At 65.1% G+C, this 13,664-nt stretch carries 13 protein-coding genes; 8 read left to right on the plus strand and 5 right to left on the minus strand.

The features are described 5' to 3' along the window. Positions 1 to 122: 122 nt before the first annotated feature. Positions 123 to 1,082 carry a zinc-ribbon domain-containing protein gene (locus BW975_RS11080; RefSeq protein WP_076533991.1) on the plus strand — a complete coding sequence of 320 codons (960 nt, stop codon included), beginning with the start codon at positions 123 to 125 and terminating at the stop codon, positions 1,080 to 1,082. A gap of 199 nt (positions 1,083 to 1,281) precedes the next feature. Here BW975_RS11080 and BW975_RS11085 read toward each other — a convergent pair whose 3' ends face one another. The 5 genes from BW975_RS11085 to argH all read right to left on the minus strand — a co-directional run bounded on the left by BW975_RS11085 (position 1,282) and on the right by argH (position 7,128). Beyond that, positions 1,282 to 3,903, minus strand: a complete 2,622-nt coding sequence (locus tag BW975_RS11085) for a TIGR02302 family protein (protein ID WP_076533993.1) — start codon at positions 3,901 to 3,903, stop codon at positions 1,282 to 1,284. A gap of 28 nt (positions 3,904 to 3,931) precedes the next feature. Beyond that, positions 3,932 to 5,197 (minus strand): diaminopimelate decarboxylase, encoded by a 1,266-nt coding sequence (gene lysA / locus BW975_RS11090; RefSeq protein WP_076533996.1) that lies wholly within the window; start codon positions 5,195 to 5,197, stop codon positions 3,932 to 3,934. A 64-nt stretch (positions 5,198 to 5,261) separates the two neighbouring features. Next, a complete protein-coding gene (locus BW975_RS11095; RefSeq protein ID WP_076533999.1) occupies positions 5,262 to 5,567 on the minus strand; it encodes a DUF2834 domain-containing protein in 306 nt (101 codons plus the stop codon). Then, on the minus strand, positions 5,564 to 5,740 hold the full coding sequence (locus tag BW975_RS18070) for a hypothetical protein (protein ID WP_170846611.1): 177 nt from the start codon (positions 5,738 to 5,740) through the stop codon (positions 5,564 to 5,566). Before BW975_RS18070 ends, BW975_RS11095 begins: the two co-directional genes overlap by 4 nt. Next, positions 5,737 to 7,128, minus strand: a complete 1,392-nt coding sequence (gene argH / locus BW975_RS11100) for an argininosuccinate lyase (RefSeq protein WP_076534001.1) — start codon at positions 7,126 to 7,128, stop codon at positions 5,737 to 5,739. The genes BW975_RS18070 and argH overlap by 4 nt, the downstream gene beginning before the upstream one ends. Positions 7,129 to 7,150: 22 nt before the next feature. Between argH and BW975_RS11105 the strand changes: the two genes are divergently transcribed. From BW975_RS11105 to pth, 7 genes are all read left to right on the plus strand, one after another. Next, entirely contained in the window at positions 7,151 to 7,762 is a 612-nt protein-coding gene (locus BW975_RS11105) for a TlpA family protein disulfide reductase (protein ID WP_076534004.1), read from the plus strand. Between the two features lie 248 nt (positions 7,763 to 8,010). Next, positions 8,011 to 9,489: a hypothetical protein gene (locus BW975_RS11110; RefSeq protein WP_076534006.1), complete on the plus strand. Its 1,479-nt coding sequence runs from the start codon at positions 8,011 to 8,013 to the stop codon at positions 9,487 to 9,489. A gap of 71 nt (positions 9,490 to 9,560) precedes the next feature. Continuing rightward, a complete protein-coding gene (locus BW975_RS11115) occupies positions 9,561 to 10,724 on the plus strand; it encodes an alpha-hydroxy acid oxidase (RefSeq protein WP_076534009.1) in 1,164 nt (387 codons plus the stop codon). Positions 10,725 to 10,801: 77 nt separating this feature from the next. Continuing rightward, positions 10,802 to 11,464, plus strand: coding sequence for a DUF998 domain-containing protein (locus tag BW975_RS11120; RefSeq protein ID WP_076534011.1), 663 nt, complete (start codon positions 10,802 to 10,804; stop codon positions 11,462 to 11,464). Positions 11,465 to 11,467: 3 nt separating this feature from the next. Beyond that, positions 11,468 to 11,998 (plus strand): DUF421 domain-containing protein, encoded by a 531-nt coding sequence (locus BW975_RS11125; RefSeq protein WP_076534014.1) that lies wholly within the window; start codon positions 11,468 to 11,470, stop codon positions 11,996 to 11,998. Between the two features lie 134 nt (positions 11,999 to 12,132). Then, positions 12,133 to 12,804 carry a 50S ribosomal protein L25/general stress protein Ctc gene (locus BW975_RS11130; protein WP_076534016.1) on the plus strand — a complete coding sequence of 224 codons (672 nt, stop codon included), beginning with the start codon at positions 12,133 to 12,135 and terminating at the stop codon, positions 12,802 to 12,804. Positions 12,805 to 12,943: 139 nt separating this feature from the next. Further along, on the plus strand, positions 12,944 to 13,651 hold the full coding sequence (gene pth / locus BW975_RS11135; protein WP_076534018.1) for an aminoacyl-tRNA hydrolase: 708 nt from the start codon (positions 12,944 to 12,946) through the stop codon (positions 13,649 to 13,651). Positions 13,652 to 13,664 lie beyond the last annotated feature (13 nt).

The raw sequence follows: 13,664 nt of genomic DNA on the forward strand, positions 1-13,664 counted from the left end.
CTGCGCGGGCCGTTGCAATCACGGGGGTGCAATTCCTTTGCTCTTTTCGATCTGTCCTATACAGCTTAACGTAAGCGCAAACAGGAAAAGTCCGGATAACGGGACAGGTGACAGGTGCATAAATGAGGCTGACTTGCCCAAATTGTGGCGCGCAATATGAAGTCCCCGATGAGGTGATCCCGGAAACCGGCCGCGACGTTCAATGCTCGAACTGCGGCGATACCTGGTTTCAGAACCACAAGGATCACGCTGCCGAAGATGAAGGGGAGACGCCGGACGACACCGGCCCGCAAGACACCGACTGGGAAGATGTCGATCCGCCCGCGCGCGAGACCCCGCCACCCGCCGCAGAAGATTTTGCGCCGCCGCCGCCCCCGAACGATGAGGATGATAGCGCTGAGGTAGATGCGCCGCCGCCGCTGCGCCGCTCGGCAGATACCAAAGCCGACGCCCCAGAGCGTCCGGCGCGCCCCGAGCGGCGCGAGATTGACCCAGCCGTCACATCCGTGCTGCGAGAGGAGGCCGAGCGAGAGGCCCGTGCACGCGCTGCCGCGCAAGGCGGCCTCGAGACGCAGCCCGATCTAAATCTGCCCGATGACGAAGCCCGCCGCGCACGCGAGTCGCGCCAGCGCATGGCGCGTATGCGGGGCCTCGACCCCGATGATCCGCCCACGCCCAAGCGTGCGGCCGAGGATGAAGATGACGGCTACGACATCGATCCGAAATCCCGGCGCAGCCTGTTTCCGGATATCGAGGAAATCAACTCATCCCTCGGTCCAGAGCCTCCAGCCTTCGGCACCTCCGAAGATGAGACTGACGCCTATCCCGAGGCCGAACCGCATCCACGCGGTGGGTTTGGTCGTGGTTTCTTCGTCGCCGTGCTTGTCGCTTTGGTTGCGCTGCTGGTCTATCTCTTTGCCGCTGACCTAACTAATGCGCTGCCCGCGCTGCGCGACGTTCTGGCCGATTACGTCACATGGGTCGATGGCCTGCGCGGATGGCTCGACGGGCAAATTGCTGCATTGATGCTATGGCTTGACGTGATGATCGGCGGCGCACCTGCGGCCGATACGGGCGGCTAGGGCCGAAGACGGGCGAGACGTCATCTCGGCCACGACGAAGCCCGCCCGGATAGCTCCTTGGTTTTCCGCGTGATGTTAGGTGCCCTGATAGGACCGGCTGACCTCTTGGATTTTTTGCATCGCCGCAGTCTGACTTGGCAGGGCATCGCGGTGCTGGCGCAGGCAGCCCATCACCCCGGCACCAACCTGAGGATGCGCCTCAGAACCGCTCCAGCAGCCGCTCCAGATAGTCGCGCTCGACCTCGGGCCGCGCGCCCTCGCCCGAGCGACGGCGCAGCTCGTCGAGTAGCTCGCGGGCGCGACGATAGACATCGTCGCCCTGCAAAAGATTGCCTTCCGTGCCCGCGCGATCGCCCTGACCGGGCGTGCGGCCCAGCGGATCGGATTGCTGGCCGCCGGTGGCGCCGCTGGCCTGCCCTTGCCCGCCCTGCCGCTGGCCCGACTCCTCGGCCATCGCCTCGCCCAGGTTGCGCATGCCGTCGCGTAGTGCGTCCATCGCCTCGGCCTGTCGGTCGATCGCACCGGCCAGATCATTCTGGCGCAGCGCCTCCTCGGCCCCGTCCATCGCCTCACCCGCGCGGTCGAGCGCGCCGCGCGCGGCGTCCGCCGCCTCGCCACTGCCGGGCAGGCTGCCGCGCTGGCGCTCCAGCTCCTGGCGCAGCGCCTCTTGGCGCGCGGCCAGATCGCCGGGCTGGCCGCCGCCCTGCCCGCTTTGCTCCTGCTGGCCCTCGCCACCATTGCTCTCGCCGTCGCCGCTCTGGCTTTGGCCTTGACCGCCCTGGCCCTCGTGGCTCTCGCCCCGGCCCTGACCGCCGTTGCGACCCTCATTGCCCTGGCTCTGACCCGCCTGCGCGCCGGGATTGAACTGCTCCTGCAGATCGCGGAACGCCTGGTCCGACAGGCCCTGCTGCTCGCGCAGCGTATCGGCCAGCCCCTCCATGGCCTGCTGGCCGGGGCTGCCCTCGCCCTGACCGGGCTGGCCCTCGGTCACGCGCAGGTTCTCCATCATCTCCTGAAACTGGCGCAGCGCCTCTTCGGCCTCGGCCATGCGGCCTTCCTGCATCAGCTCTTGGATGCGGTCCATCATGTCCTGCAAGTCTTGCTGGCTGAGCATGGTCATGTTCTGATCGCCTTGGTCAGGCTGATCCGTGCCGTTCTCACGCTGTGCCTGCTGGGATTTCTGGCGCAGGTAATCATCGGTCGCATCGCGCAATTCCTGCATGAGGCGCGCGACCTCATCCTCGCTCGCGCCGTTGCGCATCGCCTCGCTCAGCCGCTCCTGCGCCTCGCGCATCCGCTCGAGCGCGTCGCCGATATCGCCATCCTCCAGCGCCACGGCCAGATCCCACAGCGCCTGCGCCAACGCGTCCCGCGTCTCGGGCGTCAGGCCATCCGCATCCAGCGATGCCTCCAGACGGCGCAGAATGGTCCGCAACTTCAGGAAGTCGGCAGGATCGCGAAAGAGCTTTTCCTCGGGCTGGTACGACACCGCCCGGATCACCTGCGCCACGCGGCGCCCGTTCTCGCGGCTCCACAGCAGGTCGCGCCGCTGCTCGATGATGGCTGCCGCCAGCGGATCAAAGAAACGCCGCGCGGGCAGCTCCATCGGCATTGGCGCGCTGCTGCCCGTCTGTCCCGCCGCATCCTCGGCGGTGATGGTCAGCGTGACGGGCAGATGCGCCCAAGGGTGCTCGGACAGGTTCTCGACCAGCGCCTCGGTGAAATCGGTCCGGTCGCCGGTAATGGGCAGCGGAAGGTCCAGCGCGATCGGCTCGCGCGGCTCGGGCGCGGGGGCAAGGCCATAGCGCCGGTCGACTGCATTCAGATCCAGCGCGAAAGTCGCGCTGCCGCCGACAACGCCGTAATCATCCGTGGCCGCATAGGGCTGGCTCATCTGCCCGTCGAACGTGGTCTTGGCCCCCTCGGCCAGCACCTGCGCCGTCGGCGCAGCATCCTCGACCGCGCGCACATCCCAGCTGCGCCCGCCCGGCCCGTCGATGGTCAGGACGCCGTCCTGCACCACGTCAAAGCCCTGCGCCGCATCCGTCGCCGCGTCCAGATCATCGGTCCGCCCCGAAACCGTCTCGGTCAGGGTCAACGCGCCCAGCTCGCCATATAGGCGGATCATCACACGGCTGCCCTCGGGCACCGCGATCTCGGTGCCTTGATCGGCCAGGTAGAGGGTCGGCAGGCCCGTATAGACCGGCGGCTCGATCCAGCCCTCCCATGTCGGCCCGCTGGCCAGAGCAGCGCCCGAAGGTCCCAGCGGCACGGGCGAGGCCAGGCGCAGGACCGAGCCGAAAAGCATGGCAACGACCAGCCCCAAAAGGGCGATGTAGCGCAGCCCAAACGGATCGAGCCGCGCGACCTTGAGATCAGGCGACGGCGCGCGTGCCTTGGCGGCAGCCTGCTCCATCCGGCTGCGATGCGCGGCCCAGAGCGCCTCGGAGGCGGCATCGCCGCGCCCGATGGCCTGCGCGTCGCCCAGTGCCTGAAGCGGGCGTCCGGGCAGTGCGGCATCCAGCCGCGCCAGCGCCTCGCCCCGGCGGGGCCAGCGGAACCGTGCGAGCCCGACGACCAGTAGCGCAAGCGCCCCAAGGCCCACCGCAATGGCCGAACCGATGATCAGCTCATAGGACAGAAAGTCCGGCAAGCCCATCATCAGCGCCCCCGCAACCGCGATCAGCAGCGTCCAGAGCGGCCAGAAGGCGCGCACCAGACGCTCGGCCAGAAGTCCGGCCCATGTCAGGGTCAGCGGCCTGCGCAGACGCGCGGCCAATGGTCCTGTCAGCTTGGACGCCTGATGGGGGTTCTGGGCCATTCACCTCTCCGGATGGGACCGCAGCGCGCTACAGCCATTCGGGGATGGTATCGCGATTTATCATCTCGTCAAAGGTTGGCCGCGCCCGGATCACGGCAAAGTCATGCCCATTCACCAGCACCTCCGGAATGAGCGGGCGGGTGTTGTATTCGCTGGACATTACGGCGCCATACGCGCCCGCGCTGCGAAACGCGACCAGATCACCGGCGGAAAGCCGCGGCATCATGCGCTGCTTGGCAAAGGTATCGCCGCTTTCGCAGACCGGGCCGACGATGTCATAGGGCTGCTGCTCAGCGCCTGCCTCAGGCTCGATCACCGGCACGATATCGTGCCATGCGTCATACATGGCGGGCCGGATCAGATCGTTCATGGCGCCGTCGAGGATCAGGAAATCGCGGCCCTCGCCGGATTTGACGTAGATGACCTCGCTCACCATCAGCCCCGCGTTTCCCGCAATCAGGCGCCCCGGCTCGATCTCGATCTCGCAGCCCAGATGGCCCAGCGTTTCGCGCACCAGCGCGCCGTATTCCGTGGGCAGCGGCGGCGCCTCGTTCCCGCGCGTGTAGGGGATGCCAAGGCCGCCGCCCAAATCGAGGCGGCGGATGTCATGGCCGTCCGCACGAAGCGTTTCGGTCAGCTCGGCCACCTTCTGATAGGCCAGGCGAAACGGCTCGAGTTCGGTCAGCTGGCTGCCGATATGCACGTCGATGCCGATCGCCTCAAGGCCGGGAAGGTCCGCCGCCAGTTGGTAGACCTCGCGCGCCCGCGCGATCGGGATGCCGAACTTGTTCTCGCTCTTGCCGGTGGCGATCTTGGCATGGGTCTTGGCGTCCACGTCGGGATTGACGCGCACCGTGATCGGCGCGACGACGCCCAGCTCGACCGCGACGGCACTCAGCACTTCCATCTCGGGCTCGCTCTCGACATTGAACTGCCGAATGCCCCCCGTCAGCGCCAGGCGCATCTCATCCCGGGTCTTGCCGACACCGGAAAAGACGATGCGCTCGCCCGGTACACCCGCCGCCTTGGCGCGCATGTACTCGCCGCCAGATACCACATCCATCCCCGCGCCCAGCCGCGCCAGCGTCTTGAGGATGGCGACATTGCTGGCCGCCTTCATCGCGTAGCAGACAAGGTGATCCATGCCCGCCAGCGCCTCGTCGAAGAGGCGGAAATGCCGCTCGAGCGTGGCGGTCGAATAGACGTAGAACGGCGTGCCGACCGCTGCCGCGATTTCGGCCACGGGCACATCCTCGGCATGCAGCACGCCGTCCTTGTAGAGAAAATGATCCAAACTGCGCCTTCCCGCACCGCCCGTTGCGGCTTCATCTTGGCAAAAATACTCGAAAATCCGGCGCTCAGCCCTTGCGCAGGCGGAGGTACAAATAGAGCGGCAATCCGCAACTGACCCCGATGCAGAAAGTCGCAGGCACTGCCAGAAGGCGCATCCAGTCACGACTCCGCCACGTCTCGACCAGCACCCAGAGAGTCAGAGCAACTGCGGCGATGGTCAGATCCCAGACCAGCCCGCTGGTGGCGGCGTTGGCGTGCCATGCGTCGACCATGCCGCCCAGATCGAAGCCGTTCTCCATGAACCAGCGCAGGAAATAGGTCATCGGATGGATGGTGCCCCAGACGGCGAGGGCCAGGAAAACGTATCTCACAGCACCGCCCCCGCATGGACGCTGGAAAAGCCGCCGATGGGGCCGCTGCCGGTGCCGGGTGTCTCATTCTTGGCCGGGGCCAGTTCATCCTGACTGCCGGGCCGGATCGGCGCGCCATCGACACCGCAGGCGGCCAGCAGGGTCAGCGCGATCATCGCGGTGCAGAGCCTCATTTCAAAATCTCCTGCCAACGCGCCAATTGCGCGCGCACATTATCGGGCGCCGTGCCGCCATAGCTGACACGGCTCGCGACGGAATTATGCACGCCCAGCACGCCGAATACATCCCCCGTGATCGCCGCATGCACGCCTTGCATATCCTCAAGGCTCAGATCCGGCAGATCGCACCCCTTCTTCTCGGCCAGCGCCACCAGCGATCCGGTAACATGATGCGCGTCGCGGAAGGGCATGTTCAGCACCCGCACCAGCCAGTCGGCGAGGTCGGTTGCGGTTGAAAATCCGGTCGCGGCGGCGGCCTCCAGAACCTCGCGGTTCGCGCTCATGTCGCGCACCATGCCCTCCATCGCGGCCAGTGCCAGCATCAGGTTGTCGGCGGCGTCGAAAACCTGCTCCTTGTCCTCCTGCATGTCCTTGGAATAGGCCAGCGGCAAGCCCTTCATCACAAGCGTCAGCGCAACATTGGCGCCAAAGATGCGTCCGATCTTGGCGCGGATCAGCTCGGCGGCGTCGGGGTTCTTCTTTTGCGGCATGATGCTGGAGCCGGTCGAGAAACGGTCCGACAGGGCCACGAAACGGAATTGCGCCGAGGACCAGATCACCAGCTCTTCGGCCATGCGGCTGAGGTGCATGGCGCAGATGCTGGCCATCCCGAGGAACTCCAGCGCGAAATCCCGGTCGCTGACCGCATCCAGAGAGTTGGCCGCGGGCCGGTCAAAGCCCAGCGCCTGCGCCGTCATGTCGCGGTCGATGGGAAAACTGGTCCCCGCCAATGCCGCCGCCCCGAGCGGGCATTCGTTCATCCGCGCCCGCGCATCGCGCACCCGGCTGAGGTCGCGGGCGAACATCTCGACATAGGCCAGCATGTGATGACCCCATGTGACCGGCTGCGCGACCTGCAGATGGGTAAAGCCCGGCATGACCCAATCCGCGCCCGCCTCGGCCTGCGCGACAAGTGCGCGCATCAACGCCTCCAGCGCCGTCTCGCAGGCATCCAGCTGATCGCGCGTCCAGAGACGGAAATCCGTCGCCACCTGATCGTTGCGCGAGCGGCCCGTATGCAGGCGCCCCGCAGGCTCGCCCACGATTTCCTTTAGGCGGGCCTCGACATTCATGTGAATATCCTCAAGCGCGGCGGAAAATGCGAAATCTCCGGCCTCGATCTCGGCCAGAACGGCATCCAGCCCTTCCGTCATCGCCTTGGCGTCGCTATCTGTAACGATGCCCGTTGCTGCCAACATGGCGGCATGGGCCTTCGATCCTGCGATGTCCTGAGCCGCCATCCGCTTGTCGAACCCGATCGAGGCGTTAATTGCCTCCATAATCGCATCGGGTCCGGCGGCGAAACGGCCGCCCCACATCTGGTTCGAAGTCTTGTCTGCCATGCCCGTATCCTTCGGAGGAAATATGCGCCTGTCACGTTCCGCTCTGCTTTATCCCGCCGCTGCCTTGGGTGCAATCGCGGTGGGGGCTTTCGTCCTCTTCGGCGGTGCGCCGGGGGCGGCGACGGATGCCCAGTTGCGCGATTATTCCGCGCTTCAGGCCCAGCTTGATGGCGACATGAAGAAGCTCAACTTCCACGCCGAGCCCAAGGCGATCTCGGCCAGCAGCTTCATCATGGAGGACGGCAGCGAGGCGACCCTGGCGCAGTACGAGGGCAAATATGTCCTGCTGAACTTCTGGGCCACGTGGTGCGCGCCCTGCCGCAAGGAGATGCCGATGCTGTCCGAGCTTCAGACCGAATTCGGCGGCGGGGATTTCGAGGTGGTCACATTGGCCACGGGGCGCAATGCGGTGCCGGCGATCGAGGATTTCTTTGCCGAGATCGGCGTCGAGAACCTGCCGATGCACCGCGACCCCAATCAGCGCGTCGCACGCGACATGGGGGTTCTGGGCCTGCCCATCACGGTGATCATCGACCCCGAGGGCCGCGAGGTGGCGCGCCTGCAGGGCGATGCACATTGGAGCAGCGATAGCGCCAAGGCGCTGATCGCGGGGTTGGGCGATAAGGACCAGTAGCGCAGCGCGCCGCGTGCCGGGAAGCTTGACGAGGGGCCTGTCACCTGCCCTTATGGTGGCAGGCTCCTCGTTTATTTCGGGCCGGGCGCGCGGCTTGCAGCGCGCCTCTCATTTGCATGACGTTCAAACGGCCCACCGCGTCCGAACACAGCGCCCGTTCCTCGGCCGTGACCCATCATCCGGTCCGGCCGGACGCGGAAAACCAGCGGCCATTCAGATCTCCGGGCGCGCACCGAAAGGTTTGGCCCATGGATATCGCCCTGATCCAGACGCACCCCTGTGATCTGATCCAGCTTCTCAAGACATTGCGCACCAAACTGCCGCGCGCCCTTGTTGATCGCGTCAGCGATCTGGACCTCACTCCAGATGCCGATCTGCCCCGGCAAATCGGACATCTGCCGGATGCGACCGAGGAAGAGGAGGCGCGGCTGATCGCCGCGCTCGATGCGCTGGGAGAGAAGGCGCTGCAAGTGCAGCGCGGGACACTTGTCGTCCAGATCGCGCCCGCCGAGGTCCGGATGGAGACACGGATGGATATCGGGGCCATCGTCGATCTGCTCCGCCCCGATCTGGCGCATGTCGGCGCCCTGCCGCGCGGCGCGGCCGAGGATATCTGGAAAACGGTTCTCGAGCGCACCGCCAGCGGCGTCCCTTTTCCACAGGAAGGCTACGAGGGCGAGCACGCCAAGGCCTATGCCAGCATCATTCAGCAGTTCGACGGCTTCGTGCCGCATGAGGATGGCGGCCGCCATCTCAAGCCTTCGGACATGGATCGCCTCAAGCGCCATAGGATCAAACGACATGTGTGGACTGAGGTTACAGCCGATCTGCACGAGATCCTGACCCATTTTGTGGTCGCGCGCGAATGGCTGGATTCAGGCGGCAAGCTGCGCAACTACACGCGCGACCAGATGTTCGCCAAGTTGGGTTTCATGGTGGATCTGAACAATAAATACGGGCTCTGCAAAGAGAGCGCGAAAGTGCCGTTATCCCTCGACATCGCAGCTGCCATAACCGGCAAATTGCTGATGGTGGCCAACCCGTCCGTCGGCTTTGCGTTCGGCATGCTCTGGAAGGTCGTCGCGGCTCAGAGGCCCGGGGGCGGCGAGGTCAAGGCAAAGATCGCCGAGATGCATGCGGCGCTGTTCGAGGTATTCGAACAGACCATCCAGACGCTAGAGCAAGCGCTGATCGCGTTGGTCGCCGATTGGGGAAACCTTATCACTTTTGTTGCCGCAACCCAGAGCGGCGCGATAGACTGGCCAGACGATGCCATGCCGTTGCGGCGTGCGCATGCCGTCGGCTATCACACCGCCTGCCTGATGACCCTGATGAAGCTGAAATCGGATACCGAAACCTATAAATCCAGCCTCGACAGTCACATGTGGGGGGTCGTGCAATACAGCCAGCAGTGCAGCGCCACAAAGCGGCATTACGAAGAAGGCAAGGGCATATTACGTGGCAAATCGACCGAGCCGGACTGTCTTGGCGGGCGGTGGAATTACAGTTGGTTCTTCGGCAACGTCCACACATCCCCCGGCAGCGGCTACGGCCCGCCCCCGCCCAAGATCAAACTGGCCCCGGCGGCGCTGGCCAACAAGCTGTTCCTCGATGGCACGGATAGCGATCCGGGACTGGGGCTCTCGACGCATTTCTTCGACAAGCCGGACACGCGCGCAGCGTGGCAGCTCCATTCGGTGCGCACCAAACTGGCCGGCACGATCTGAGCCATCTCTTGCCCCCGCTGCATTGCTGCGGGATAGATGGGCGCGTCTGCCATCCAGCCGGAGCGCCCGCCATGCCCGTGATCACGAATATCCAGGACCTCAAGGACATCTACCGCCGTCGCGTGCCGCGCATGTTCTACGACTATTGCGAATCGGGCAGCTGGACCGAGCAGACCTTTCGCGCCAACACCTCCGACTTCAGCGAGATCCTTTTGCGCCAGCGCGTCGCCATCGACATGGCGGGCCGCTCGACCGCCAGCCAGATGATCGGGCAGGACGTCGCGATGCCCGTCGCCCTCGCGCCCGTGGGCCTGACCGGCATGCAAAGCGCCGATGGCGAGATCAAGGCCGCCCGCGCCGCCGAGAAATTCGGCGTGCCCTTCACGCTCAGCACCATGTCCATCTGCTCGATCGAGGACGTGGCCGAGAACACCACCAAGCCGTTCTGGCTACAGGTCTATACTCTGCTCGACGATGACTACATGCAGCGCCTCTTTGACCGCGCGAAGGCAGCGAAATGCAGCGCGGCGGTGATCACCGTCGATCTGCAAATGCTGGGCCAACGGCACAAGGACATCAAAAACGGCCTTTCGGCCCCGCCCAAGCTGACCCCAAGCAGCATCGCCAACATGGCGACCAAGGCGCGCTGGGGGCTTGAGATGTTGGGGACCAAGCGACGCAGCTTCGGCAATATCGTGGGTCATGTGAAAGCGGTCAAAGACCCCTCAGATCTGGCAAACTGGACGAACGAGGCCTTCGATCAATCGCTTGACTGGGATCGCATCCGCCAGTTCCGCAAGATGTGGGACGGCCCATTGATCATCAAGGGCATCATCGATCCGCGTGATTCGGTCGAAGCGCTGAACGTGGGCGCCGATGCCATTATCGTCAGCAACCATGGCGGGCGCCAACTCGACGGCGCGCTTAGCTCGATCCGGGCGCTGCCGCAGATCCTCGATGCGGTGGGTGGCAAGATCGAGGTGCATCTCGACAGCGGCATCCGCTCGGGCCAGGACGTGCTCAAGGCGCTCGCCATGGGCGCCACCGGCACCTATATCGGGCGCGCCTATATCTACGGCCTCGGCGCGATGGGCGAGGCCGGCGTGACCCGCGCGCTCGAGGTGATCCACAAGGAGCTGGACGTCTCGATGGCCTTTTGCGGGCACCGCGATATCCGGGGCGTCGACCGCGATATCCTGATGATCCCCAAGGGTTTCTCGGACGGCTGGCAGTAAGCCCCGCCCAGACGCGCCGGAACGATAGCCCCCGCCCCGCGTTGCATCTTATCGTCAGTCAACAGGGAGACACGATCATGCCGGCAAAAGGCAAGACGGGCAGCCGCAACCGAGTCGCGCAGGCGGCAGAGCGGCCATGGCTCCTGATCGTGTGCGGCGTGCTGGGCCTTGGCGGCTGCGCGGCCCTCATCATCGGCACGCTGGTCGCTCCGATCTATGTGCCGAACCATGATTGGGTCGCCGATACGATCAGCGATCTGGCCGCAGGCCGTTGGGAGATCCTGATGGATGTCGCGCTCTACGGCTTTGCCGCCGGGCTGATGGGCACCTCCATCGCCGCCGCGCACGCGCATCTGGGCAAAACGGGCTGGAGCGTCGGTGTGATGTCCCTGGCCTTTCTGGCCGCCATCGTCGTCATCATCGGGGCGCGGAATGAGTATGGCGATAACGACAATGAGGGTGTCGTCATCCATATCTACCTCGTCTACGCGATGGGCGCGCTCTTCGCGCTGCTCAGCGCCGTGATGCAAGCGGGTCTGCGCGCCTCGGGACATCAACGGGCGAGCTGGTGGATCATCGCGCTCGGCATCGGATGGGCGATCATGTCGCCGGTCTTTCTGATGTCGTCCACCTCCATAGACGGGCTGCTGGAGCGAATTCTCGGCCTCTTCGCGTGCGGAATGATCGTGGTGCTCTCGCTCGTCTTCCTGCGGCGCGGCTTGGATTGCAGGGAGGGCTGACGCATGGACTACATCATCATCGCGGGCCAGACCCTTCTGGCCATCGTCGCGGTCATCGTACTGGCACGGCTCAATGGGCTGCGCTCCTTCTCCAAGATGTCGAGTTTCGATTTCGCGCTCACCGTCGCTGCCGGCTCGGTCCTTGCCACGATGATGACCAGCGCCGAGACACCTTGGCCCGGCCTGGTGGCGCTGACGGTTCTCTTTGCCGCGCGCTACGTGATTTCAGCGGCGCGCCGGCACTGGATGTGGGCGCAGAAACTGACCGACAACAAGCCCTTGATGCTCTACTACGAGGGCGAATTGCTGGAGGATAACCTCACCATCGCCCGCGTCACCCGCGCCGATCTGCGCGCCAAGCTGCGCGAGGCGAACGCCATCAGCGAAGGCTGCGTGCGCGCGGTGGTGATGGAGGCGACCGGCGATGTCAGCGTCCTGCATGGCGAGACGCTGGACCCGGACCTGCTGAAAGGGGTCTCGTGGGGGCGCGCCGCGCCGCCCGCCGCCCTTCGCGAGCAGTTGAAAGGGCACTGACCCAGTCTGCGCCCGGCGCCGTGCCCGCACGCACCATTCCCTCTTTCCATCCCGGTATAAATCCTCTATGCGGGCGGCTTCACGCGGGGCTACAGCCTTGGAGGAGCCCCGCCCTTATCTGATGGAGACTACACATGGCTGGAGAAATTCCTGATCTTCACGCCCAGGAACGCACGGGGACAGGCAAGGGCGCCGCTCGTGCAGCGCGCCGCGCTGGCATGGTTCCGGGTATCGTTTTTGGTGGCGACAAAGATCCGCTCCCGATCAACATCCCCTTCAACGTGCTGCTCAAGCGGCTCAAGCAGGGCCGTTTCAAGTCGACCCTGTTCAACCTGAAGGTCGAAGGCCAGGAAGACGTCCGCGTCATCTGCCGCGACGTTCAGCGCGACGTGGTCAAGGACCTGCCGACGCACCTGGACCTGATGCGCCTGCGCCGCACGACCAAGATCAACCTCTTCATCCCGATCGATTTCCAGCACGAAGACGAGTGCCCGGCCATCGACAAGGGCGGCGTGCTGACGACGATTCGCGGCGAAGTCGAGCTGCTGGTGACGGCAGGCGACATCCCCGAGACGCTGACGGTCGATCTGCGCAAGCTTGAGAATATCGGTGACACGATCACGATCTCTGACATCACCCTGCCCGACGGCGCAGAGCTGGTGATCAAGGACCGTGACTTCATGATCTGCAACGTCTCGGCCCCGTCGGCCCTGAAATCCGATGCCGAGGAAGAGGACGAGGCAGCCGCCGACGAAGTCCCGACCATCGAGCAGGAAGACGACATCCCGCCCGCCGACAGCGAGTGATCTCGGATCCCTTTCGAAGACCAAGGAACGCGGCCCCGGTGGCCGCGTTTTTCGTTTTGCGCGCGGCGCGCTGCGATGTTCCATTCAAATCGGCGCCCGAACCTTGTAGGTAGGACGCGAACTTGGCAGGAGGCGTCCCATGCTGATCTTTGCGGGGCTGGGGAATCCCGGCGCGAAATATGCGGGCAACCGGCACAATATCGGCTTCATGGCGCTGGACCAGATCGCGTCAGATCATGGGTTTGGTCCGTGGAAATCCCGGTTTCAGGGTCTTGCCTCGGAAGGCACGCTGGCCGGCGAAAAGGTGCTGCTGCTCAAGCCCGCGACCTTCATGAACCTCAGCGGTCAATCGGTGGGCGAGGCGATGCGCTTTTTCAAGCTGGAGGCGCCCGATATCACCGTCTTTCATGACGAGATCGACCTCGCCCCCGGCAAGGTCCGCGTCAAGGATGGCGGCGGTCACGCGGGCCATAACGGCCTGCGCTCGCTACATCAGCATATCGGCCCCCATTACACCCGCGTGCGCATGGGCGTCGGTCATCCGGGCCACAAGGATGCGGTGCCGGGCTATGTCTTGAACGATTTTGCCAAGGCCGACCAAGGCTGGCTGGACGACGTGCTGCGCGGATGCTCGGATGGGGCACCGCATCTGGCCGCAGGCGATGGCGGCAAGTTCCAGAACGCCGTCGCCCTGCGCACCGCGCCGCCGCGCTCTTCCGGCGGGCAAAAGGGTGCGCCCAAACCGCAAGCCGCGCCGAAGATCGCGGCAGACCCGACGCCGAGCGCACCTGAGCCTCAGAGCGACACCCGTACTGCGCTCCAACGGCTGGCGGACAAATTTCGTTAGGGGCCAGTGCGCT

The sequence above is a fragment of the Roseovarius nanhaiticus genome (assembly GCF_900156535.1).
GTDB classification, from domain to species: domain Bacteria; phylum Pseudomonadota; class Alphaproteobacteria; order Rhodobacterales; family Rhodobacteraceae; genus Roseovarius; species Roseovarius nanhaiticus.